The sequence below is a fragment of the Sphingobium sp. TCM1 genome, from assembly GCF_001650725.1.
Lineage (GTDB): Bacteria > Pseudomonadota > Alphaproteobacteria > Sphingomonadales > Sphingomonadaceae > Sphingobium.
The window spans coordinates 1-22,521 of sequence record NZ_LXVX01000001.1 but is presented as its reverse complement, the minus strand read 5'-3'; the positions used below and the strand labels follow the sequence as shown (position 1 = coordinate 22,521).

At 64.4% G+C, this 22,521-nt stretch carries 21 protein-coding genes; 15 read left to right on the top strand and 6 right to left on the bottom strand.

Annotation, left to right across the window (positions count from 1 at the left end; translation table 11 throughout):
* Window positions 1-2 precede the first annotated feature (2 nt).
* From A7Q26_RS00100 to A7Q26_RS00080, 5 genes are all read left to right on the top strand, one after another.
* Entirely contained in the window at window positions 3-1,622 is a 1,620-nt protein-coding gene (locus A7Q26_RS00100; RefSeq protein ID WP_066854772.1) for a GMC family oxidoreductase, read from the top strand.
* Between the two features lie 70 nt (window positions 1,623-1,692).
* On the top strand, window positions 1,693-3,168 hold the full coding sequence (locus tag A7Q26_RS00095; protein ID WP_066854770.1) for a carotenoid oxygenase family protein: 1,476 nt from the start codon (window positions 1,693-1,695) through the stop codon (window positions 3,166-3,168).
* 199 nt (window positions 3,169-3,367) lie between these two features.
* Window positions 3,368-5,755: a TonB-dependent receptor gene (locus A7Q26_RS00090; protein WP_084438909.1), complete on the top strand. Its 2,388-nt coding sequence runs from the start codon at window positions 3,368-3,370 to the stop codon at window positions 5,753-5,755.
* A 15-nt stretch (window positions 5,756-5,770) separates the two neighbouring features.
* Window positions 5,771-7,240, top strand: coding sequence for an aldehyde dehydrogenase (locus tag A7Q26_RS00085; protein ID WP_084438926.1), 1,470 nt, complete (start codon window positions 5,771-5,773; stop codon window positions 7,238-7,240).
* 2 nt (window positions 7,241-7,242) lie between these two features.
* On the top strand, window positions 7,243-7,653 hold the full coding sequence (locus A7Q26_RS00080; RefSeq protein WP_066854764.1) for a hypothetical protein: 411 nt from the start codon (window positions 7,243-7,245) through the stop codon (window positions 7,651-7,653).
* 17 nt (window positions 7,654-7,670) lie between these two features.
* On the opposite strand, the gene A7Q26_RS00075 is transcribed toward A7Q26_RS00080, so the two are convergent.
* The 4 genes from A7Q26_RS00075 to A7Q26_RS00060 are packed head-to-tail and all read right to left on the bottom strand — an operon-like array spanning window position 7,671 to window position 11,609.
* Window positions 7,671-8,582: a CmcJ/NvfI family oxidoreductase gene (locus A7Q26_RS00075; protein WP_066854761.1), complete on the bottom strand. Its 912-nt coding sequence runs from the start codon at window positions 8,580-8,582 to the stop codon at window positions 7,671-7,673.
* A complete protein-coding gene (locus A7Q26_RS00070; RefSeq protein ID WP_066854758.1) occupies window positions 8,582-10,018 on the bottom strand; it encodes an aldehyde dehydrogenase family protein in 1,437 nt (478 codons plus the stop codon). The genes A7Q26_RS00075 and A7Q26_RS00070 overlap by 1 nt, the downstream gene beginning before the upstream one ends.
* Window positions 10,019-10,027: 9 nt before the next feature.
* The gene (locus tag A7Q26_RS00065) at window positions 10,028-10,849 is read right to left on the bottom strand and encodes a glutathione S-transferase family protein (RefSeq protein WP_232313606.1); all 822 of its coding nucleotides are present in this window, start codon (window positions 10,847-10,849) and stop codon (window positions 10,028-10,030) included.
* A gap of 4 nt (window positions 10,850-10,853) precedes the next feature.
* Entirely contained in the window at window positions 10,854-11,609 is a 756-nt protein-coding gene (locus A7Q26_RS00060; protein ID WP_066854755.1) for a glutathione S-transferase family protein, read from the bottom strand.
* Between the two features lie 216 nt (window positions 11,610-11,825).
* Here A7Q26_RS00060 and A7Q26_RS00055 point away from each other — a divergent pair, with 216 nt between their 5' ends.
* The 4 genes from A7Q26_RS00055 to A7Q26_RS00040 all read left to right on the top strand — a co-directional run bounded on the left by A7Q26_RS00055 (window position 11,826) and on the right by A7Q26_RS00040 (window position 13,983).
* Entirely contained in the window at window positions 11,826-12,497 is a 672-nt protein-coding gene (locus tag A7Q26_RS00055) for a glutathione S-transferase family protein (protein WP_232313605.1), read from the top strand.
* Window positions 12,494-12,913, top strand: coding sequence for an acyl-CoA thioesterase (locus A7Q26_RS00050; RefSeq protein WP_066854754.1), 420 nt, complete (start codon window positions 12,494-12,496; stop codon window positions 12,911-12,913). Before A7Q26_RS00055 ends, A7Q26_RS00050 begins: the two co-directional genes overlap by 4 nt.
* A gap of 96 nt (window positions 12,914-13,009) precedes the next feature.
* A complete protein-coding gene (locus A7Q26_RS00045) occupies window positions 13,010-13,681 on the top strand; it encodes a DUF4197 domain-containing protein (RefSeq protein WP_066854752.1) in 672 nt (223 codons plus the stop codon).
* Between the two features lie 38 nt (window positions 13,682-13,719).
* Window positions 13,720-13,983 carry a hypothetical protein gene (locus A7Q26_RS00040; RefSeq protein WP_066854750.1) on the top strand — a complete coding sequence of 88 codons (264 nt, stop codon included), beginning with the start codon at window positions 13,720-13,722 and terminating at the stop codon, window positions 13,981-13,983.
* Between the two features lie 24 nt (window positions 13,984-14,007).
* Here A7Q26_RS00040 and A7Q26_RS00035 read toward each other — a convergent pair whose 3' ends face one another.
* Complete coding sequence (locus A7Q26_RS00035) at window positions 14,008-14,844, bottom strand: helix-turn-helix transcriptional regulator (protein WP_066854748.1); 837 nt, start codon at window positions 14,842-14,844, stop codon at window positions 14,008-14,010.
* A gap of 119 nt (window positions 14,845-14,963) precedes the next feature.
* On the opposite strand from A7Q26_RS00035, the gene A7Q26_RS00030 reads away from it, so the two are divergent.
* The 6 genes from A7Q26_RS00030 (at window position 14,964) to pobA (ending at window position 22,280) form a co-directional block, all read left to right on the top strand.
* Window positions 14,964-15,839: a 3-keto-5-aminohexanoate cleavage protein gene (locus tag A7Q26_RS00030; RefSeq protein ID WP_084438908.1), complete on the top strand. Its 876-nt coding sequence runs from the start codon at window positions 14,964-14,966 to the stop codon at window positions 15,837-15,839.
* A gap of 12 nt (window positions 15,840-15,851) precedes the next feature.
* The gene (locus tag A7Q26_RS00025) at window positions 15,852-16,787 is read left to right on the top strand and encodes an SDR family oxidoreductase (RefSeq protein ID WP_066854743.1); all 936 of its coding nucleotides are present in this window, start codon (window positions 15,852-15,854) and stop codon (window positions 16,785-16,787) included.
* Window positions 16,784-17,680, top strand: a complete 897-nt coding sequence (locus tag A7Q26_RS00020) for an SDR family NAD(P)-dependent oxidoreductase (protein WP_066854740.1) — start codon at window positions 16,784-16,786, stop codon at window positions 17,678-17,680. The genes A7Q26_RS00025 and A7Q26_RS00020 overlap by 4 nt, the downstream gene beginning before the upstream one ends.
* A gap of 240 nt (window positions 17,681-17,920) precedes the next feature.
* A complete protein-coding gene (locus tag A7Q26_RS00015; RefSeq protein ID WP_066855283.1) occupies window positions 17,921-18,166 on the top strand; it encodes a hypothetical protein in 246 nt (81 codons plus the stop codon).
* A gap of 345 nt (window positions 18,167-18,511) precedes the next feature.
* Window positions 18,512-20,926, top strand: a complete 2,415-nt coding sequence (locus tag A7Q26_RS00010; protein WP_066854736.1) for a hypothetical protein — start codon at window positions 18,512-18,514, stop codon at window positions 20,924-20,926.
* Window positions 20,927-21,110: 184 nt separating this feature from the next.
* On the top strand, window positions 21,111-22,280 hold the full coding sequence (gene pobA, locus A7Q26_RS00005) for a 4-hydroxybenzoate 3-monooxygenase (protein WP_066854733.1): 1,170 nt from the start codon (window positions 21,111-21,113) through the stop codon (window positions 22,278-22,280).
* Window positions 22,281-22,286: 6 nt separating this feature from the next.
* Here the strand turns inward: pobA and A7Q26_RS25765 are convergent.
* Window positions 22,287-22,521: hypothetical protein (locus tag A7Q26_RS25765; RefSeq protein WP_232313604.1), on the bottom strand; the 235-nt coding region annotated here is incomplete at its 5' end.

Sequence of the window (22,521 nt, the reverse complement as noted above, 5' to 3'; positions counted from 1 at the left end):
CCATGGAAGAAAGTGACATCATCGTCGTGGGCGGCGGATCGGCCGGCTGCGCCATGACCGGGCGGCTGGCCGAGGCGGGGCTTGCCGTCACCCTGGTCGAGGCGGGCAAGAGCGACCGGCATATACGGTCGCGCATCCCGGCTCTGACCAGCGCGATCGTCCAGAACCCGGCCTATGATTGGTGCTATCAGGTCGAACCGGACCCGTCGCTGGGCGGCCGGGCCGACATCTGGCCGGCGGGCAGGATGCTGGGCGGCGGCAGCGCCCTGAACGGCATGATGTTCATCCGCGGCCATCGGTGGGATTATGACGAATGGGCGCAACTGGGCGCGGAGGGATGGGACTATCAATCCGTCCTGCCCTATTTCCGCCGGCTGGAGGATAATGAACGCGGTGCGGATGCCTGGCGCGGCGTCGGGGGGCCGATCGCCGTGTCCGAAGGGCGCGCGCGCTATCCGATCACCGACCAGTGGATCGCGGCGGCACAGGCGGCGGGCATATCGCGGTCGTCGGACCTGAATGGGGAGAAGGCCGAGGGCGTCGAGTATGTCCAGGTGTCGCAGCGGGGCGGCGAGCGCTGTTCGGCGGCGCGGGGTTATCTGCACGATCGGCGCGGCGGCAACGCGCCCAGGATCCTCTTGGAGGCCCAGTTGCTGCGCCTGCTGATCGAGCGGGATCGCGTTGTCGGCATCCTCTATCGGCAGGACGGCGTCGAGAAGGAATTGCGCGCACGCCATGGCGTGGTGCTGAGTGCCGGCGCGATGAACACGCCCCGCCTGCTGATGCTGTCGGGCATCGGCCCGGCCGATCATCTGCGCGACCATGGCATAGAGGTGGTGCGCGACCTGCCGGGCGTGGGCGGGAACTTGCAGGACCATGTCGGTACCCATGTCGTCAATGACGTCGATGTGCGGACACTGAACAACGACGCGCGGGGGCTGCGCGGCGCGTGGCAGTTGCTGCGCTACGCGCTCGCGCGGCGGGGCGCGCTGACCACGGCGATCGGTCATGCGCAGGCGTTCGTGAAGAGCCGGCCGGATTTGCCCGCGCCCAACCTCCAGATCAGCTTCGCCGCCTTCGCCTTCGACTTTGACGAGAAGGGGCGGTTGATGCTGCGCCGGAACCCGTCCGTCTCGACCCTGGTCGGGCTGATGCGGCCCAGCCATCGAGGGCGCATCAGCCTTGCGTCGGCAGACCCGTTCGACGCGCCGAAAATCGAACATCGGCAACTGGGCAGCGAGGATGATATCGACCAGATCGTCGAGGGCATCGGCATTGCCCGGTCGATCCTGAGCGAGGCGCCGATCGCAGCGCATATCAGGAGCGAACTGCGCCCCGGCAAGGCGCTGACCGATCCGGAGCAGTTGCGCGCCTATGTGCGGATGGCGTCGATTCCGCTCTATCATCCGGTCGGCACGGCAAGGATGGGTCGGGTCGATGATGCCCAGGCGGTGGTCGATCCCGATCTGGCGGTCATTGGCGTCGATGGGCTGTGGGTCGCCGACGCATCGGTCATGCCCAGCCTGCCCGCCGGCAACACCAATGCGACCGCGATCATGATCGGCGACAAGGGCGCGGACCATGTGCTGCGCGGAATCAGACAGCGAAGTGGACAGTTGTGAGCCGTTGCACCGGCTTGCAATAATAATAACGACCGTTATCATTTGATCGCAGGACGAGGAGCAGATCAACGTGCGAGTCTTTCCCGAAACGATCCATTTTACCGGCCTAAACACGCCCGTCGGCATCGAATGGTCAGCGCGTAACCTGGATGTCGTCGGCGTCATCCCCGCCGAGATCGAGGGCGCCTTCTTTCGCGCGGTGCCCGATCCTGCGCACCCCCCGATGTTCAAAGACGACATCGTCCTGTCGGGCGACGGCATGGTCGCCAAATTCACCATTCGAGGCGGCACGGTCGATTATGCGATCCGCTATGTCGAAACCGAACGCTATGCCCTGGAGAGGGAGGCGCGGCGCGCCTTGTTCGGCCAATATCGCAACCCTTTCACCGACGATCCGAGCGTCGTGGGGCGGGACCGCACCGTCGCCAATACCACGCCGGTCTGGCATGGCGGGCGGCTGTTCATGACCAAGGAGGACGGGCTTGGCTATGAGGTCGATCCCGACACGCTGGAGACGATCGGCCGCTGGGATTATCATGGCGCCTTCACCTCGCAGACCTTCACCGCGCACCCCAGCGTTGATCCGGTCACGGGGGAGATGTTCTTCTTCGGCTATGAAGCGGACGGCCTTTGTTCGACGAAGATCGCCTATGCCATCGCCGATCGCGACGGCAATCTGGTGCGCGAGCAATGGTTCGATCAGCCCTATTGCTCGACTATCCATGACTTCGCGATCACCGAAAACTACGCGATCTTCCCGATCTTCCCGACCACGGCCGATCTGGATCGGCTCGAGGCCGGCGGGGCGCATTGGGCGCACCGGCAGGATCTGGACAGCTGGGTCGGCATCATGCCGCGATACGGCAAGGTGGAGGAGATGCGCTGGTTCAAGGGACGACCGGGCATTTCGGCCTTCCATCTGGTCAACGCTTATGAGGAAGGCGACCTGCTCCATCTCGATCTCTGCCTGTCGGACACCAATGCCTTCGGCTTCATGCGCGAGGCGGGCGGTATCCAGCGAGACCAGCGCGACATAGGCGGCGGGCTGACTCGCTGGACCTTTGACATGGCGAAGCCGGGCGAAGCTTATGAGGAAAGACTGCTCGGGCCGCCGGGCGACATGCCGCGCCTGCGCGACGCCGACCAGGGGCGACCCTATCGTGCGGCCTGGTATCTGTCGATGAATCCGCAGGGTGGACCACCGCTGCCGGGCGGGCCGGTCGGGGCTGCGTTCAATGCGCTGCTGCGGATCGAACCGGGCAATGGCCGGATCGACATGATGGGGCTGGAGCCGGGCATGGCGATCAGCGAGCCGGTCCATGTCCCCTCGGCGCAGGCCGATCATGAAGGCTGGCTGCTGACGGTGGTGGACAGGCAGACGGGGCCGGTGGACTTCCAGTCCGAACTCTGGGTCGTGGATGCCGGCGCGATCGCCGCGGGGCCGGTCGCCCGCGTGCCGATGCCGCTGCCGATGCGGGCGCAGGTTCATGGCGCCTGGGTTTCTGCAGCGCAATTGGCGGCGGCAAAGGCGCGCCAACCCGCTTGACAAAATACTAACGATCGTTATGAATAGTGGGGAGGCGAAGACCTCTCCGCTGCGGGCGGAAAAGATGGACGGCCGTGGGTCGGGCAAGAGGATGGCATGGCAGGTCGATGCACGGCATCGCCCCACCGGAACCGGCAAAGGCTGGTCCGGCGCTTCCTCCCCTGCGCCTTGCGGCCATCATATGAGGGAGGAAAAGAAAATGGCGACAATCTGGAAGAGCCGGTTTCACGCACATGCGGCGGGTCTGGCGCTGGCGTCGGCGATGATCGCCGCGCCCGCATGGGCCCAGGAGGCGGCAACGCCGGAGCAGCCGGCGGATCAGCCCGCCGCCGCCGACATCATCGTCACGGCCCAGTTTCGCGCGCAGAACTTGCAGGACACGCCCATCGCGATCACCGCGGTGTCTGCCGACACGCTGGCGGCGCGCAGCCAGACCAGCGTCACCGATCTTGGCCAGTTCGCGCCCAACGTCGCGCTGGCGCCCGCGACCAGCATCCAGGGCAATGCCGTCGCCGCCTTCATTCGCGGCGTGGGGCAACTCGACGCCAGTTTCGCGCTGGAGCCGGGCGTTGGTATCTATATCGACGACATCTATTATGGCACGACCTTCGGCGCGGTGATGGACCTGACCGACCTGGAACGGGTCGAGGTGCTGCGCGGGCCGCAGGGCACGCTGGCGGGCAAGAACAGCGTCGGCGGCGCGGTCAAGCTGTTCAGCAAGAAGCCCGATTCGACAACCGGCGGTTTCATCGAGGCGACCTACGGCCGGTTCGACCGGCTGGAACTGCGCGGCAGCGCCAATGTGCCGTTGACCGACGACCTGTTCCTGCGGGTGTCGGGCGTGTCGAAGAATGTCGACGGTTATATGAAGCTGCTCGACTATGGCTGCGTCAATCCGGCGTCGGGCATCCTCACCAGCAGCGGCAACAAAAATTGCCGGATCGGCACTGAAGGCGGGATCGACGTGATGGCGCTGCGCGCCGCGCTGCGCTACGCGCCAGCCGGAGCGCCGCTGGAAATCAACATCGTCGCCGATGTGTCCAAGGACAATAGCGAGACGGTCGCGACCAAATTGCTTTATGCCGACAATCCATCGGTGCGCAGCTATGTCGCGGGCGATCCTACCGCCGGCATCCCGTTCGACAGCCGCTTCCTAACCGGCGCCAAGAGCTATAGTTCCTACGCCACTTACGCGACCGGCGGCAATTATACGACGGTGTTCGGCATCCCGACCCAGATCGCGCCGGGCGGCTTCACCGCCAGCCCGACCAGCACGGTCAAGGCATGGGGCCTGTCTGGCACGATCGACTATGATCTGTCGGACAGTCTGAAGCTGAAATCGATCACCGGCTATCGCAGCGCCGACGGCACCAGCGCGATCGACGTCGACGGATCGCCGCTCGCTATCCTGTTGCAGCAATTCACCTACGGCCATGAGCAGTTCACGCAGGAAGTGCGCCTCAGCGCCAATTTCAACGATCTGGTCGACCTGACCGTCGGCGGCTTCTATTATAACGCCACGGACACGATCCAGGGCCGCAGCCAGATTCCGACCCTGCTCTTCGATTTCCTGTCGGACGACGTGATCAAGAACCGCAGCGCCTCGGTCTTCGCCCATGGCGAATTTCATGTCACCGACGCATTCAATATCATCGGCGGGCTGCGTTATACCGACGACAAGAAGACCTATCGCTATTCGCGCCGCAATGTGGACGGCAGCTTGCCGAGCGGCGCCTTCTTCACGCCGAACTTCCTGCTGGTCGGGCTGGATGGGCTGACCGGCACGTTCAAGGGCAACCGGGTCGATTACCGCATCGGCGTCAACTATCGCTGGTCGGACGAACTCATGACCTACGCCCAGCTATCGACCGGCTTCAAGGGGGGCGGCATCAATCCGCGCCCGTCCGCGCCGGACCAGGTCCAGACCTTCGGCCCGGAAAAGCTGACCACCTATGAAGCCGGGTTCAAGGCCGACCTGCTCGGCCGGATGCTGCGCCTGAATGGCGCGGTGTTCCTCAACAAATATAACGATATGCAGCTTGTCCGCTATCAGTGTCCGGAAAGCATCGTCCTGTCCTGTTCGGTGCCGTCCAATGCGGGCGATGCGGAGGTGTTCGGATGGGAGCTGGAAGCGCAACTGCGCCCGGCGGACGGTCTGTCGTTCGATGCGTCGGTCGGCTATCTGGATTTCGACTATAAGGCGATCACCAACCCGGCGACTCTGGTGACGAAGGACATGATCGCGCCTTTCATCAGCAAATGGCAATTGTCGGCGGGCGTGCAATATGAAGCGGACCTTGGCGGCAGCGGCACGATGACGCCGCGGATCGACTGGTCCTGGCGTTCGAACTTCTATTATAACTCGGTCAACAACCCCTATAATCTGATCGACGCGCCCAGCCTGGTGAATGCGCGGCTGACCTATCAGGCGGCGGACAAGGACTGGTCGCTCAGCGTCGGTGTCACCAATGTCTTCGACAAATTCTATTATAATGGCGTGGCGGAAAATGTCGGCACCTTCGGCGTCGTCACCGGCACGGTCGGCCGGCCGCGCGAATGGACCGCGACCGTCAAGAAAAGCTTCTGAGAGGAAATGGACAGCATGATTCCCGCAGGCATCCGCATCGCCCATCCCGACAAATTGTTCATCGGCGGCGCGTGGATCGATTCCACCGGCGATGGCGTGATCGAGATCGTGTCGCCCAATAGCGAGGCGGTCATCGCGCGGGTCGCCGACGGCACGGAAGCGGACATGGACCGCGCCGTCGCGGCTGCGCGCACGGCGTTCGATGACGGGCCATGGCCCAGCATGGCCCCCGCCGAGCGCGGCGCCATTGTCCGGCGGATGGGCGCGGAGCTGGAAAGGCGCGCGCCCGAACTGGCGGCGGCCTGGACCGCGCAGGTCGGTGGCCTCGCCAGCTTCGCGCCGGTCATGACCGGCGGCGCGACCGCGACGCTGATGGCGATCGCGGGCTATGCCGATACCTATCCCTTCGTGGAACGGCGCCCGTCGCACATGGTCGACACCGCGATCGTGGTGCAGGAGCCTGCGGGCGTAGTCGCGGCGATCGCGCCGTGGAACGCGCCCTATGGCATCATGTCGGCAAAGGTCGCCTATGCGCTGGTCGCGGGCTGCACCGTCATCATGAAGCCCTCGCCCGAAACCCCGCTGGAGGCGTATATCATAGCGGAAGCGGCGGAGGCGGCGGGGGTTCCTGCAGGTGTCGTCAACCTGGTGGCGGCCGGGCGCGATGCGTCCGACCATCTGGTTCGCAATCCGGGGATCGACAAGGTGACGTTCACCGGATCGACGCTGGCGGGCAAGCGGATCGGCGAGGTGTGCGCCGGACGGGTGGCGCGCTGCACGCTGGAACTGGGCGGCAAGTCGGCGGCGATCGTGCGCGACGACTTCCCGATCGAAGTGGCCGCCGCGATCCTGGGCAACACCATCACCATCATGAGCGGGCAGGTCTGCGCCATGCTCAGCCGCGCCATCGTGCCCCGGCACCGGCATGACGCGCTGGCCGACGCCATCGCCAAGGTGATGCAGGGCATCCGCATCGGCCATAGCGATGCGCCCGATACCCAGCTGGGCCCGGTCGCGATGAAGCGCCAGCTGGCGCGGGTAGAGGAGTATGTCGCGCTGGGCCGGGAGAGCGCCGATCTGGTGACGGGCGGCAATCGTCCGGCGCATATGAACAAGGGCTATTTCATCGAGCCGACCCTGTTCGCCAATGTCGATAACGCCAGCCGCATCGCGCAGGAGGAGATTTTCGGCCCGGTTCTGTGCCTGATCCCGGCCGAGGATGAGGAGGATGCGATCCGTATCGCCAACGACAGCAGCTTCGGCCTCAACGGATCGGTGCTGACCAACGACGCTGACGCCGCCTATCGCATCGGTCGGCGCATCCGCGCGGGCGGCTTTGGCCAGAATGGCATGAAGCTGGAATTTGGCCTGCCTTTCGGCGGCTTCAAGCAATCGGGCATCGGCCGCGAGGGCGGGGTGGAAGGGTTGCAGCCCTATCTGGAAACCAAGACGATCCTGCTCGACGGCGCGCCCGCGGGTTTCTGAGGATGATCGCGCTGGACGCGCAGGGGCGCGGAACCGGGGCGGCATTTACTGCCGCCCGGATCATCTTCGGCGGCTGGTTCCTGTTTTCCGGGGTGGAATATTTCACGCCCTTCGACTTGCAGCCGCTGGGCAATACGCCGCTGGCGCGGGAGTTCACGCTCGCGTTGATCCACAGTTGCCTGTTCGCCTGGATCAAGCTCATGGAGATCATCGTCGCGCTGCTGGTGCTGGCGAACCGGGCGATCCTGCCCGCAGCGCTCGCCTGCGTGCCGCTCAATATCGTGATCGGCTATTGGAATTTCGTGCTCGATCCGGGCGTGGTCGAATATGCGTTCGGGATCGTGACGCTGATGTTGAACGCGATCCTGCTATGGCCCTGGCGGCAGGAACTGGTCGGGCTGTTACGCTGGTAGAAAAGCAAGAACGAACCTTATTCGAAAAACGCCACCGCCCGCACCTCGATGCTGGATCGCGTCTGCGTGTCGGGCAGGCTGCTGTCGTGGAATGCGGTATGGGGGCAGCGCCACGTTACATCATGATCGCTGTCCTGGAATTTGAACAGCAGCACATCGTCCGCCGCCATGTTCGAAAAATACCACCAGCGATGACGGTCCCGATGGCGGAAGATGGAGGCGGCGATCATCTGGTCCTCGCCTGCGACCGGCGCTGTCAATGCGTCGCCGACCGGCAGCTCGTCCACCACGAACAAGGTGTTGGACGTCGCCTCTTCATCGGACACTGTGCGGCCGTCGCACACGGCCAGCGGCCAATCCTGCGGGCCGGACGTAAAGGTACGCCAGAAACTGACGCAGACATAGCGTTTATAGCCCGGCCCATCGGGGAAGGCGGCGGCATAGGCGCGCTCGGCTGCGCGGCGGCCGGTGATTTCATTATAATCGACATGCGCCTCGCCCGCCGGTGGCTGGATGCCGCCTTCATGGCGGTAATTCTCGACCTTTTCCTGGGCGCGTGCAGTGAGATCGGCGGAGGTGCGGATCATCCATCCGCCCGCCGACACGCAGGTTGCGCCGGTCAGCGCGCGGATCGCGTCTTCACATTCGCCCAGATAGAGCCGATCGACCTCCTCCTTGTCGAAGAAATCGGCGATGCCGCTGCGATGTTTGCCCAGCATGAAGCCATGCGTGTCGAAACGGAAATGATCGCGGATCGGCATCCCGTCGCGCACCATCATGCGATGGTCGCCATAGGTGCCGGTGTTGATCTCCACGCCACGCGACACATAGCGCCGCGTGACGAAATCGCCTTCATCGAGATAGCGGATCAGCGCGGGCGCCTGCCGCGCGCTATCCTCGACATCGGCTGCGATCGGCAGGCTGGCCATTAGTCGACTTCCTCTGGCAGCGCGCCGATCACCGATTTCACCTCCAAAAATTCTTCCAGCCCGAACTTGCCGAATTCGCGACCATTGCCCGATTGTTTGTAGCCGCCGAACGGCATGTCGAAGGCCAGGCCACCGGCATTGACGAACACGGCTCCCGCCCGGATGCGACTGACGAACTTGCGCGCACGGGCGGGATCGCCCGCGACATAGGCGCCCAGCCCATAGGGCGTGTCGTTGGCGATGCGGATCGCGTCCTCATCATCTGCATAGGGCATGAGGACGAGAACGGGACCGAAAATCTCCTCCTTGGCGATCGTCATGTCCGGCGTGACATTGGCGAAGACGGTGGGGCGGACATAACTGCCCGCGTCCATGCCTTCGGGACGGCCGGTGCCGCCGGTGACCAGGGTCGCGCCTTCGTCGATTCCGGACTGGATCAGGCCCTGGATTCGCTCCCATTGGCGCTGACTGACGACCGGGCCGATATGATCGCCCTCGATCTGTGGATCGCCCACCTTCTTGGCGGCGAACAGCGCGCCGACCTTTTCCGCCGCTTCGTCATGCTGGGACTTGTGGACGAGCATCCGGGTGGGCGCGACGCAACTCTGGCCGCTGTTGAGCAGCACGCCGCCCACGCCGCCCGGCAGCGCCTTGTCGAGCGGCGTGCCTTCCAAAATGATGTTGGGCGATTTGCCACCCAGTTCCTGCGCGACGCGCTTGACCGTATCGGCCGCGTTCTTGGCCACCATGATGCCCGCGCGGGTGGAGCCGGTGAAGCTCACCATGTCGATGTCGGGATGCTTGGCGAGCGCGGTGCCCACGCCTTCGCCATCGCCCTGCACCAGGTTGAAGACGCCCGGTGGCACGCCCGCCGCGTCCAATATCTCGGCAAAGATGGCGGCGCAACTGGGCGCTTCTTCGGAGGGCTTCAGGATCATCGTGCAGCCCGCTGCCAGCGCCGGGCCGACCTTGGCCACGATCTGGTTCATCGGCCAGTTCCACGGCGTGATGAGCGCCACCACGCCGATCGGTTCGCGCACGACCCGATTGTCGCCGATCTTCTCGGAAAATTCGTAATTCTTCAGCGCGTTGAGCGCCTGCCCCAGATGGCCCAGGCCCGATCCCGCCTGCGCCGTTTGCGCCATGGAGATGGGGCAGCCCATTTCGGTGGCGATGGCGCGGGCGATGTCGGGCACGCGTTTCTGATATTCACCGATGATGCGTTCGAGCAGCGCGATCCGTTCTTCGCGGCAGGTTCGGGAGAAGGTGTCGAAGGCGCGGCGCGCGGCGATCACTGCCGCATCCACATCGGCCGCCGTGCCCAGGATCAGGTCAGCGGCGCGTTGGTCCGTCGCGGGGTTGATGACGGCCATCGTCCGGCCGCCCTGGCTCTCGACCCACTGGCCGTCGATATAGTGCTGGAGCGTGTTGGGCATGGGATGTCCTTATGCGGGGAGGAGACCGAGTTCGGCGTCGGTGGCAGGCGTGCCCCATTTATCGCGCGGGGGCAGGGGGCGGTCGCGCCAGGGCGGGTCGAGGGTGAAGCTGGAGATGCGACGGCCTTCGGGCAGGCGACCGTTGCCACCGCCCTGGGCGTAGTCATAATAAAGCGTCATCAACTCGCGATGGCCGTGGTGGCGCTGTGCTACCGGATGCGACAGGCAGGCGTCCCGCCAGCGCAGGAGCCGCGTGAGATGCAGGGGGATCTGATAGGCCTCATAATAATCGAGGAACCAGAGCCGTTTGAACATGGGCGTAAAGGCGACCTCCGCCCAGCCGAAGCGGTCGAACAGATAGTCGCCGTCCGGCGCATAATGGCGCAGAAATGCGTCCAGCCGCGCATATTGGGCATCAACTTCGGCCCGGTGCTCGTCGCGCTTGGCCGGATCGCGATTGAGGATCATGCGGTAACCCGCGCCGGTGAACTGGCCATCGGTCGCGCACAGCATCGCCTCGACTGCATGGTCATATGGGTCTTGCTGCGCCACGGGCGGGTCGGGAAAGCGATCCTCGACATAGCGCATGATGACCATGCTTTCCTTCAGCGTCTCTCCATTTTCGAGTTCCAGAGCCGGGAGCGCGGTTGTGCCGTGCGTCTTGGCGAGCAGCCATGCGGGGCGCGGATGCGATATGTCGATCTCATGGTCGGCCATGATGCCATACAGTCCCTTGAGGTCGAGCAGCAGCTCGATCCGTTCGGAAAAGGGGCAACCGGGAATATGGTACATTCTGAGCTGCCCCGCGGGCGGTTCGTCCTGCCAGGTCATGGGATCAGGCCGCTGTCGCCGCAGCCGGGCGAGGTGGCATTTCGCTCCTGGAGTTGGCGAACATGGCCTGCGCGGCGGGGCGGGCATTGATCCGGTCTATCCAGGCGACCAGATTCGGGGTCGCGTCGGGGTTGACGATGTCGGCATAGCCGAACTGCATCCCGTTCGCGATCGCGAAGTTGCAGATGTCCGCGAGCGTATAAACTTCGCCCGCCAGCCAGGGACTTTGCGACAGGCGCTTTTCGAGCCGTTCGATCGATACGCGGATCTTGCGCATTTCCTCGTCCAGTACCGCCTGGGGGAAGCCGGCGCGGGCGCTGCGCCATTTGGCCTGCTGTTCGGGGATGGGGATATGCTTCAGTTTCTCCTCGAACTCCTCGTCGGAGAGTTTGCGCGCCATCGGGCCGATCATCCGCTCCCAGCCGATGGTCGACACGCACCAGCAGAAATATTCGTCCACCCATTTGGTCCAGACGCGCATTTCCGCGATCTGTACGGGATCGGTCGGGCGCAGGCGCGGCGCGTCCGGAAAGGCATCCTCCAGATATTCGCAGATGACGGTCGATTCCGTAATGATATGACCGTCATGATCGAGCGCGGGCACCTGGCCGCGCGGATTGATTGCCTTGAACCAGTCCTCATGATGCTCGAACCGGGTCGGATCGACAAAGCGGGGCGTGAAATCCAGCCCCTTTTCGTAAAGGGCCAGTAGCGGCTTCAACGAATTGGCGGCCGGACCGAAGCTGTAGAGCGTCAACATGCGCTATCCTCACCTTGTTGCTTGCGGCGTCTGATGCGCCTTCGCCAACAGGTGGTGCCGGGCGATCCTGTGGGCCGCAAGTCGTCTGTGGATACTATCAGTGGCGCTACCCGGCAGGGGGAGCGCTCAACCTGTCAGTCTCAATGATAGCGCCGCCACTCGTCTTGCAGGGAGGGCTGCGCTTTGCTTTGGGGACGGGAAGAAAAGTCGGAGAGGATGATGCTGGAACTGCTGACGTCGGAGACGCCCAATGGCTGGAAAGTGTCGATCCTGCTGGAAGAGCTGGGCGTGCCCTATCGGGTGACGCCGATTTCGCTGACCGACAGGGTACAGAAGCAGGACTGGTATGTGGCGATCAATCCCAATGGCCGCATCCCGACCCTGGTGGACCGTGATGCGGGGGATTTCGCCATCTTCGAATCCGGCGCGATCCTGCTCTATCTGGCGGAGAAGTTCGGGCGCTTCATCCCCGCCGATGCGCAAGATCGTAGCCGCGTGATCCAGTGGGTGATGTGGCAGATGTCGGGGCTTGGCCCGATGATGGGGCAGGCGACGGTCTTCAACCGCTATTTCGACGAGAAGCTGCCAGCAGTGATCGACCGCTATGTCCGCGAAAGCCAGCGGCTGTTCGGGGTGTTGGACACGCGGCTGGCGGATCGCGATTTTCTGGTCGGCGATTATTCGATCGCCGACATCGCCTGCTTTCCCTGGGTTCGGGGGCATGACTGGGCGGGTGTCGACATGAGCGGCTTTCCCCATCTTCAGCGCTGGTTCGACCGGATTTCGGTGCGGCCCGCAGTGCAGCGCGGGCTGCTCGTCCCCACCCCGCCACCCGCCGAGGAGATGGCGGAAAAGACCACCAGGCAAGGAAAGACTATTCTCGCGTGAGCGCCTATCTCCAGCGGATCGTCCGCATCGAATGGGGGCATTGCGACCCCGCCGGCATCGTCCATGCCCCGCGCTATTTCGACATTTTCGGCGAAACGACGATGCTGCTGTTCGAACGCGCGGGCCTGCCCAAAAAGCGCGAGATGATGGCGACCATGCCCTTTGCCGGATTTCCCATGGTCGACGTGTCGGCGCGATTTTTCGTGCCGACCGCCTATGGCGATGATGTGCTGGTGGAGGCGGAGGCGCCGGTTTTCGGCAATAGCAGCTTCACTGTCGCGCATCGGCTGTCGCTGGACGGCCGGCTGTGCGTGGAGTGCATCGAAAAGCGCGTCTGGACTGCCCCGGACGCCAACCGCCCGGGCGGGCTGCGGGCGGAGCGGGTGCCTGATTCGGTGCGGGCGCTATTCCTATAGCCTTGGGTGAAACCGAATGGGGTGGGTCTGTAAGCGTTCAGCGCCCGGCAAGGCTGAGCGGGCCATGACGGTCTTCACGAAAGAGGGAGACGCGTCATGGAGCAATCATTCGGCCTTTCCGACAGGCGCAGCCTGATCGCGACCTTGGCGTTGCTGCCGCTGGCGGCCTGCGCCACGCCGATGGGGCGCTATACGGTCGAGGAAGCGGTGCGGCGCTTGCTGGAACTGTCGAGCGAGCGTGCCTTTGCCCGGTTGACCGAACCGGGTGGCTTCTATGACGATCAGCTCACGCGGATCGCGCCGCCGGACCTGGGTGGCGGGAAGGGTGGAGCGGTGCTTTCCGCGCTGCTGCGGACCAATGCCGTGCGCAACCAGGTGGCGATGGCGCTCAACGATGTCGCGGTCGATCTGGCCGACAATGCCGCGCCGGTCGTGATCGACGCGGTGCATCGCATGACGCTGGCGGATGCGGTATCGGTGCTGCGCGGCGGACCGACGGCAGCGACCGATCTGTTGGCGCGCGAAGCGCGCGGCTCGGTGGTCGAGGCGCTGATGCCCGGCGCGTCGCAGGCGTTGCGGTCGGACATGTTCGAGATGCTGTCGGCGGCGCTGGCTGCGACAGGCGGCAGGGATTATGCGGCGATGGCCGACAATGTGTCGGGCCAGATCGGCGACGCGATCTTCCGCGCGATCGGGCGCGAGGAAGCGGAAATTCGCCGCGACCCGCGCGCGACCGGCGACCCGATCCTGATGGCGTTGCTCGGATAGGCCTTGCTTTCCTTGGCGGAGCGTGGTGACGCAGGCGCATGGAACAGAAATTTCCCGGCGTCGCCAGCATCCCCTGGGATCAGCCCGCGACCATGATCGACCTGGATGGCAAGCCGCCGCTGATCGGCACGATCCGCGACTGCGCCGTCCATTTTGGCCTCTACAAGCCCGATGCCAAAGCGCAGGCGCGCATCCTGCTGACCCAGCCCGTCCATCGGGAAGGGCGCAAGACGCGCACCTGGCTGCTGGAACCGGAGGAGATCGATGCGCTGGCCGAGCGATTGAAGCGCGAGACCAACTGACAATCAGGCGGCGGTGGACGGGCGTCAGGCTGTAACTGGCGCCTCCGTTTCCGCCACCAGCCTGGCGAGTCGCTGTGCGCTGACCTCGTCCAGCGGCGCGAACAGCAACAGGCGCTGGCCCGGCGCTTCCTCGATCGCATAGCTGGTGTGGCGGAACATGATCTCGCCCACGCCCGGCATGTCGGCGATGTTGGTATCCTCGAAATGCGCCATGATGTCGGATTCCTGCCAGTAGCGCTGGAAGAATTCCGACTGGTCCATCATGTCGGCGATGATGCCCTCGAACACTTCGGGCTGGGCGGTGCGGCTATAATCCCATTTGAAGCGGGCGATCAGGCGGCGGCACATATCCTGGAACTTGTCCGGGTCGGCGCGATAGCGCGGGTTGAGCATCAGGATGCGGAACAGGTTGCGTTCTTCGCGCGGTAACTGGCTATAGTCGCGAAAGGCATGGGCGACGAGGCGGTTCCAGCCGATCACCGTCCAGTCCTCCACCATCACCAGCGCGGGAATCGACAGCGCATCCATCAGATGCTGGGTGCCCGCGTGGATCGTCTCATCGGCGCGGCGGGCCAACGGCGGGGGGCGATGCTGGGCGAGCGCAAAGAGAAATTCGCGCTCGTTGGGGCTGAGGCGCAGGGTGCGGCTCAGTCGCTCCAGCATCGGCGCGGATAGCTGGACCTCGCGCCCCTGCTCGAACCATGTGTACCAGGTGACGCTCATCCCCGCGAGCGTCGCCACTTCCTCGCGCCGCAGACCGCGCGTGCGGCGGCGTTCTCCCGCTGGCAGACCGACTTCGGACGGCGCCAGCTTGGCGCGAGCGGCTTTCAGGAACCGCGACAATTCTTCCCTTTGTGCCATGCCTTATCCAGTTACTCGCAATAATGGGACATCCACCGGCCTTCTTGCGGGCCGTCTCCTCTGCAAGACCCGTTGGTCTGCGGTCGGCAGCATAGCCGACAGTGAACAGGAGAGGTAGATTGGCTGGCAAGCTATTTGTGACCTGCGCGGTGACGGGAAGTTCGCCGATGCCGGCGCATCCCGACTTCCCCTTCCGCCCGGATCATGTCGCCGCCGAGGCGCTGGCGGCGGCGGAGGCCGGCGCGTCGATCATTCATGTCCATGTGCGTGATCGCGAGACCGGCGCGCCGTCGCAGGCGCTGGAGGATTATCGCGAAGTGGTCGGCCTGATCCGGGCGAAGAATGATGAAGTGATATTGAATGTCACCACAGGGCCGGGCTGCACCTGGATGCAGGGGGACGATGATCCGGCGGTCTGCGGCCCCGGCACGCTGATGTTCACCGCCGAGCGGCGGCTGGAGCATATCCTAGATTTGAAGCCCGACATGTGTACGCTCGACATCTGCACCATGCAGCTATGGGGCGGGGTGGCGATCAACCTTGACCCCATGATCACCAGGATGGGGCATATGATCCAGGATGCGGGCGTGTTGCCGGAGATCGAATGCTTCGAGGCGGGGGACTTTGTGTTCGCCGACGACCTGATGGCCAAGGGCGCGATCCCGAAGAATGTGCCCTTCACCTTCGTTCTGGGCACCAAATATGGATTGCCGGCGACGCCTGAGGCGATGCTCTATGCGAAGAACCAGATTCCGCGTGGGAGCCAGTTCACCGGCTTCGGCGTCAGCCGGCACAGCCTGCCCATGGCGGCGCAGTCGATGCTGCTGGGCGGCAATATCCGCGTCGGGTTCGAGGACACTATCTATCTGCGGCGTGGCCGGATGGCCGCGGACAATGGCGAGATGGTGCGCTGGGCAGTCGAGATGGTCGATCGGATGGGCGGCGACATCGCCAGCGCCGGCGAGGCGCGGGCCATGCTGGGCCTGAAGCAATAAGGAGAGGACAGGATGACGCAGGCAGCAGGTGCGCCGATGGGCGATGTACGGGGCAAGACCGCTTTCATAACGGGCGGGGCGAACGGAATCGGGCTGGGCATTGCGCGGGCGCTGGTCAGGGCCGGGGCAAATGTGGTGATCGCCGATATCCGCGAGGACGCGCTGGCACAGGCGAAGGCCGATCTGGCCGCCGATGCGCAGGTCGAGACAGTGCAACTCGACGTCACGGATCGCGCCGGATTCGCCCGCGCCGCCGATGCGGCGGAGGCGCGGTTCGGCAAGATCCACATGCTGATCGGTAATGCCGGCATAGGCGTGATGGGGCCGGTGCTGGACGCGCGCTACGATGACTGGGACTGGGGCATGGGCGTCAATCTGGGCGGGGTCATCAACGGCCTGGTCACCATCCTGCCGCGCATCAAGGCGCATGGCGAGGGCGGACAGATCGTCACCACATCGTCCCAATCGGCGCTGATCCCGATCAGCTATTCGGCGATCTACACCGCCGCCAAGGCGGCGGTGCTGGGTATTTCGGAGGCGATCCGGGGCGAGCTGGCGGCGGAGAATATCGGCGTTTCGGCTTTCATGCCCGGCCCGGTGCAGAGCCACATCGCCCATTCGGGCGAATTGCGGCCGGCCGAATATCGCAGCGACAGCGGCTACAAGCAGCGCGAGGAAGAACTGGAGAAGCGGCCGGTGTCGCCGCTCTGGATGAGCGCGGACGAGGTCGGCGAGCGGGTGCTGGCCGGCATATGCGACAACGATCTGTACATCCTGACGCATCCCGAATTCGCGGACGGGATGCGGACCCGGTTCGATGCGATCCTGGCGTCGATGCCCGATGAGGCGATCAACCAGGATCGGGCGAAGGAGATCGGCTTTCTGCTGTCCAACCCGGTGTTCGACGACCAACTGGCGCGGCACAAGGGCAAGGAGTTGGCGGCATGACGAGGATCGCGGGACGCACCGCCTTCATCACCGGCGGCGGATCGGGCGTGGCGCTGGGGCAGGCGAAGGTCTTTGCGCAGGCGGGCTGCAAGGTCGCGATCGCAGACATAAGGCAGGACCATCTGGACGAGGCGCTGGCCTGGTTCGACGGGCGCGGGCATGAGGTGATGGCGGTAAAGCTGGATATCACCGACCGCGCCGCCTATGCCCGCGCCGCCGATGCGGTGGAGGCGCAGCTGGGGCCGGTCGAGCTGCTGTTCAACACGGCGGGGGTGTCGATCTTCGGGCCTTTGCAGAACGCCACCTATGATGACTGGGACTGGCAGTTGGATGTCAATCTGCGCGGGGTCATCAACGGCATCCAGACCTTCGTCCCGCGCATGATCGAGCGGGGCAAGGGCGGGCATATCGTCAACACTGCGTCGATGTCCGCCTTCGTGGCGCTCAAGGGCACGGGCATCTATTGCACGTCCAAAATGGCGATACGGGGCCTGAGCGAATGCCTGGCGCTCGACCTGGCCGATCATGGTATCGGCGTGTCGCTCCTCTGTCCCGGCGCGGTCAACACGAACATCCACGAGGCGGTGCTGACGCGCCCGGCGCACCTTCAGGACACCGGCTATTATGGCGCCGATCCCGTTGTCATGGCGCACCTCAAGCAGGTGATCGCGGTCGGTATGGAGCCGGAGGTGCTGGCCCGCTATGTGCTGGAAGGCGTGGAGGCGAACCAGTTCTACATCCTGCCCTATCCCGAATTTCGCGGGACGCTGGAGGAGGTCCACCAACAGGTCTTGGCCGCTCTTGCAAAGCCCGAGGACGACCCGGACTATGGGAAGCGGGTCGCGCATGGCGTGCCGGGCGGGGAAAGGCGCGAAAAAGTCAACAGCGCATAGGGGCTGCCTCTGGCCGGATGGAAAAGGGGCATGTCCGGCCAGCTTTTTGATTTGCGATGAAAATTTTGCCAACAGAAAGGACATTGCGCCGTATATTGGGATATTACCCCCAACAGATTTTCTGCCGATCGGTTCTAAACCCCGGATTTCCGAGCTTTTCATCAATTGGCACGCCCCCTGCACAGCATTGGGCACGGTCCATCGGGATCGTTCAAAGCAAGTTCAGGGAAGGACATGACCATGAAGACCATTGCCGCCATCATCATCGCCGCCGCCGCCATTGGCAGCTTTGCCGCGCCCGCCGCCGCGCAGGGCCAGTATGGCAAGCCCAAGGTGAGCTATGATGCCAAGACCCAGCATTATTGCATCAAGCAGGTCCAGCCCAGTTCCATCGTTCCCACCGTCGAGTGCCGCACTGCGAGCAAATGGGCCGAGGCCGGCGTGACCATCACGCGCAAGCCGGCCGTCCAGCTTGCCCAGCGCTGAGGCGAGGGGCCTCCCGCATCGATCTGATCGGGAGGCCGTCCGCTAACAAGGCGCCATACCCGACTGATGGAGAAATCCTTCGCTTCACGCCAGGAGCATGGTTTTCTCTCAATCTGCCGTCTGGGCAAATCCGTTCGAGAAGAAAGTCGACCGTCCTCGACGAACGGAAGTTCCATGTCGAGCCGACGCGTGGGTCGGGCGATCGACCGCATGAAGGATGCGGCATGTGGCGACGATACGCCATGCCGCCCCGACCCGTATCGGCATTCCTTCGCTCTTGGCTTGCCTGCGCCGATATGGGAGAGGTGAAGCAGGGTCGCAGGCAGGATGGCGGAATATAGACATATGTGCATTGCGACCGACAGGATTGCGCGTCGCGCCAAGTGCTGGGGCATCGCCTTTCTGCTGGCATCGCTGGTGCCCGCGTCCCTCCATGCGGCCGACCCGGCCCCATTCGAACTGTCCGGTCCATCCCTGCGCGTCATGGTGATGCGCGGCGCGCAGAGCCTGCCGATCGCGCAGGTGCCGAGCCTGTCCGAGGGGGATCAGCTCTCCATCGAGGCGGACTTGCCGGATGAACAGGGTGCCCGTTTCATCCTGGCGTCCGCATTCCTGCGCGGGGCGACCAATCCGCCGCCCAAGGATTGGGTGAGGTTCGCCGAGACCTGGAAGAAGAAGGCCAATGACAGGGCGCTGACCGTGACCGTGCCCAAGGGCGCACGGCAGATGGTGCTGTTCCTGGTGCCCGACACGGGCGGGGCGGAGGGGACGCTGACCGACGCGGTGCGCGGCAAGCCGGGCGAATTCGTCCGGGCGACGCAGGATCTGAACCAGGCCTCGCTCGACCGATCTCGGCTCGACGCCTTCATGGCCGCGATTCGCGCGCAGGAAAATACCCATCCCGAATTTCTGCGGGGCGTCGCGCCGATGCTGGCGAACAGCCTGTCGATGAAACTGAATGAGGAATGTCTGTCGAGGGTTGTCGAATTGCAGGCGGCCTGCCTGCTCGACAATCGGGAATCGCTGGTTCTGGCGGATGTCCACAGCAGTTCGATGGCCGAGACGCTGACGGGAGCGCCGACCGATCTGGCGTTGCAGCTGAGCGCTACGCGGGAGGCGGGCTATGGCTATTACAGCGCCTATATCGGCGTGGTGCGCGATGTGGCGAAGATTTTCGGCGCATTCAGTAATCCGCAGTTCGACTATCTGCCAACGCTCAGTGTGCGCAAGGGCGATGGCATCGGCCTGTTGCTGAACGCTGCGCCCTCTTTCCAGAAGCCCAAGTCGGTGATGGTCGTGGCGATGCCGGCGATCGAGGCCGACAGCCCGCCGCGCCTGCGCAATGCAGCCGATGCGCCGATCTGCGCCGTGCGCGCCGGCACCGTGCTGCCGGTCGAGGGCGCGCCGCTCATCTATTCCACCGCCTATGCGCGCGACGTCAAGCTGGCGCTGAAGGCGGCAACGGGCGAGATGGCGGAACTGCCGGTTACGGCGCGGGCGGATCGGGGCGGCTATGTGCTGGCTGGCGCCGACCTGCCGTCTACCTTCAAGGGAACGGTGCAGGGCCATCTGTACGGCCATTGGGGATTCGATCGCCTTGAAGGACCGGACTTTACGCTCCAGTTGCCCGATGGGGGCGGATGGGCGGTCGAGGGCGAAGCGCCTGCGCTTGTGGTCGGCCGCGACAATGGGCTGGTCTTGAAGGGCGGCGCGCCGGCCTGCGTCGAAAGCGTGACGATCCGTCAGGGCGATGGACCGGTTCAGTCGATAGGGTGGAAAGTCCAGGGGCGCGACGGGCTGGCGCTGACATTGCCGCTCGCGGAGCGCAGGCCGGGAACGATCGATCTCGCGGTGAAATATCAGGGGGTCGCTCAACCGTCGACCATTAATCTGCGCAGCTATGCCCAGGCAAGCCGCCTGGACGGCCTGCTTCTCCATACCGGCGACAGGCAAGCGCTGCTCTCGGGGCAGCGGCTCGATCAGGTGGAAAGCGTCGAAATTGCCGGCGTGATCTTGCGGCCCGACGGGCTGACGCGCGACGGGTCTATCGACCGATTGAGACTGGCGATGCAGGGGGAAGGGGTGGTTCCCCGGCAGGGCAGTCAGGTGAGCGCCCGGGTCAGCTTGCATGACGGGCGAACCGTTGGCCTGGCGGTAACGATAGCGGCTCCACGTCCGCAGATCGGGCTGCTGAGCAAGGAGGTGACGCCGGGCGCCCCGGGCGGCAGCGCGGATCTGGCGCTCGATGGCGACGAGGTGCTGCCGGATAGCGGTCGGCTCGTCTTCTCCGTCGAGGCCAAGGGGGAGACGCATTTGACCGCTGCCGACGCCATCGAAGTGGCGCCGATCGATGGTAGCGCCGCGCTTCGCCTCACGACGGCCGATGGTCTGCGCCTGGAAAGTCCGCAGGTGATGGTGGCGACGCTCGACCCGGACGCGCTGGCGCCGCTTTTCGGCCCGCTCCGCTTTCGCCTGGCGCGGGGCGGGGAGGTCAGTGACTGGCAGCCGCTGGTGACTCTGGCCCGGTTGCCGCGGATCGAGGGCGTGGCCTGCGAAGCAAAGGAGGGAGATTGCACGATCCGTGGCCGCGACCTGTTCCTGATCGACGCGGTCGGGACGACGCCCAACCTCGATCAGGCCGCCCAGGTCGCGCACGGCTACACCGGTTCTGCCCTGAAGGTGCCGGCGCCGCGGGACGGGAAGCTTTACCTGCGGCTCCGCGATGCGCCGGCCAATGTGGTCACATTGCCTGCCGCCTGACCGTATCATCCAGATTTGTGTGGTCCCACACGGATGAAATGGCCTATAGCGCAAAGGAAAATGGTCGTATCGCCGGATGATGGGCTGCTCGATAATCCAATTATTTTGCTGATCCCGCCATGGGCGCGCGCGCATCGGCGCGGCATGTTTCCGGCATATTCCGCATCTGCTGGAGAGGATCATCATGAAAACCCAGGTCGCCATTGTCGGCGCAGGGCCGGCCGGACTGTTGCTCGGTCATCTGCTGCGAGCCGAAGGCATCGATACCATCATCGTCGAGCGGGCGTCGCCCGATTATGTTCTGGGCCGCATCCGCGCGGGTGTGCTGGAGCGGACCACGACCGACCTGATGGACCGGCTGGGCCTGGGCGCGCGTATGCATGCCGAAGGGCTGCCGCATGACGGGTTTCACCTGGCCGACGGCGAACGGTTGATCCGCATTGACATCGCCGCGCTGACAGGCAGGCAGGTCATGGTCTATGGGCAGACCGAAGTGACGCGCGACCTGATGGCAGCTGCCCCGGAGCGCGGGCTGGAGATCGTCTATGAGGCGAGCGATGTGGCGCTGCACGATGTAGACAGTGATGCGCCTTATCTCACCTACAGCAAGGATGGATCGGCGCACCGGATCGATGCCGACTTCCTCTGCGGTTGCGACGGGTTTCATGGCCCTTCGCGCAAGGCGGTTCCTGCGTCGGTCGCCACGGCCTATGAAAAAATCTATCCCTTCGGCTGGCTGGGGATTCTTGCGGATGTCCCGCCCTGCAATCATGAACTGATCTACGCCAATCACGCGCGCGGCTTTGCGCTGGCGTCGATGCGGTCGGAGACGCGCAGCCGCTATTATATTCAGGTGCCGCTCGACGAGAAGGTGGAGGAGTGGCCCGATGACCGCCTGTGGGATGAACTGGCGACGCGTCTTGGGCCGGAGGCGGCCACACACATCACGCGCGGGCCAGCGCTGGAAAAGTCGATCGCGCCGCTGCGCTCCTTCGTGTTCGAACCGATGCGGCATGGCCGGCTGATGCTGGCGGGCGACAGCGCGCATATCGTCCCCCCGACCGGTGCGAAGGGGCTGAACCTGGCCGCGTCCGATGTCCATTATCTGTCGGAGGCGTTGATCGCCTATTTCGCGCGGCAGGATCGGGATGCCATCGCCGGCTATTCGGACAAGGCGCTGGCGCGGGTGTGGAAGTCGGAACGGTTTTCCTGGCAACTGACGAGGCTCATGCATCGTTTCCCGGAGAGCGACGCGTTCGATCGCCGGATGCAGGTCGCCGACCTCGACTATATCGCCTCATCCGTGGCAGCGCAGACGACGATCGCCGAAAACTATGTCGGCTTGCCCCTGTAGGATGGGTCAAGGCGGCGATTCTCCCTGAATCCAGACATAAACATCTGATAATTGAGGATAATAGCCGCCATTGGCATGTCTGGATTCGGTGGTCGGACGAGGGCGGGACGCCTTGGAAAGGGCGCGGGGGATCGAAATCCTCCCGCGCCCTTTCTGCTGAAAGGCCGAGAATTCCGTCGATTTTCCGCATTGTCCGACGTCCTGTCCGAAGATTTGTCGTTTTTTTGAAATTTTATCGTTG

What these genes read in the sequence shown, in the direction of transcription:
- A7Q26_RS00100 (WP_066854772.1), top strand. Translation starts at nt 3, where the DNA reads ATGGAAGAAAGTGACATCATCGTCGTGGGCGGCGGATCGGCCGGCTGC.
- A7Q26_RS00090 (WP_084438909.1), top strand. Translation starts at nt 3,368, where the DNA reads ATGGCGACAATCTGGAAGAGCCGGTTTCACGCACATGCGGCGGGTCTG.
- A7Q26_RS00085 (WP_084438926.1), top strand. Translation starts at nt 5,771, where the DNA reads ATGATTCCCGCAGGCATCCGCATCGCCCATCCCGACAAATTGTTCATC.
- A7Q26_RS00080 (WP_066854764.1), top strand. Translation starts at nt 7,243, where the DNA reads ATGATCGCGCTGGACGCGCAGGGGCGCGGAACCGGGGCGGCATTTACT.
- A7Q26_RS00075 (WP_066854761.1), bottom strand. Translation starts at nt 8,582, where the DNA reads ATGGCCAGCCTGCCGATCGCAGCCGATGTCGAGGATAGCGCGCGGCAG.
- A7Q26_RS00070 (WP_066854758.1), bottom strand. Translation starts at nt 10,018, where the DNA reads ATGCCCAACACGCTCCAGCACTATATCGACGGCCAGTGGGTCGAGAGC.
- A7Q26_RS00065 (WP_232313606.1), bottom strand. Translation starts at nt 10,849, where the DNA reads ATGACCTGGCAGGACGAACCGCCCGCGGGGCAGCTCAGAATGTACCAT.
- A7Q26_RS00060 (WP_066854755.1), bottom strand. Translation starts at nt 11,609, where the DNA reads ATGTTGACGCTCTACAGCTTCGGTCCGGCCGCCAATTCGTTGAAGCCG.
- A7Q26_RS00055 (WP_232313605.1), top strand. Translation starts at nt 11,826, where the DNA reads ATGATGCTGGAACTGCTGACGTCGGAGACGCCCAATGGCTGGAAAGTG.
- A7Q26_RS00045 (WP_066854752.1), top strand. Translation starts at nt 13,010, where the DNA reads ATGGAGCAATCATTCGGCCTTTCCGACAGGCGCAGCCTGATCGCGACC.
- A7Q26_RS00040 (WP_066854750.1), top strand. Translation starts at nt 13,720, where the DNA reads ATGGAACAGAAATTTCCCGGCGTCGCCAGCATCCCCTGGGATCAGCCC.
- A7Q26_RS00035 (WP_066854748.1), bottom strand. Translation starts at nt 14,844, where the DNA reads ATGGCACAAAGGGAAGAATTGTCGCGGTTCCTGAAAGCCGCTCGCGCC.
- A7Q26_RS00025 (WP_066854743.1), top strand. Translation starts at nt 15,852, where the DNA reads ATGACGCAGGCAGCAGGTGCGCCGATGGGCGATGTACGGGGCAAGACC.
- A7Q26_RS00020 (WP_066854740.1), top strand. Translation starts at nt 16,784, where the DNA reads ATGACGAGGATCGCGGGACGCACCGCCTTCATCACCGGCGGCGGATCG.
- A7Q26_RS00015 (WP_066855283.1), top strand. Translation starts at nt 17,921, where the DNA reads ATGAAGACCATTGCCGCCATCATCATCGCCGCCGCCGCCATTGGCAGC.
- A7Q26_RS00010 (WP_066854736.1), top strand. Translation starts at nt 18,512, where the DNA reads ATGTGCATTGCGACCGACAGGATTGCGCGTCGCGCCAAGTGCTGGGGC.
- pobA (WP_066854733.1), top strand. Translation starts at nt 21,111, where the DNA reads ATGAAAACCCAGGTCGCCATTGTCGGCGCAGGGCCGGCCGGACTGTTG.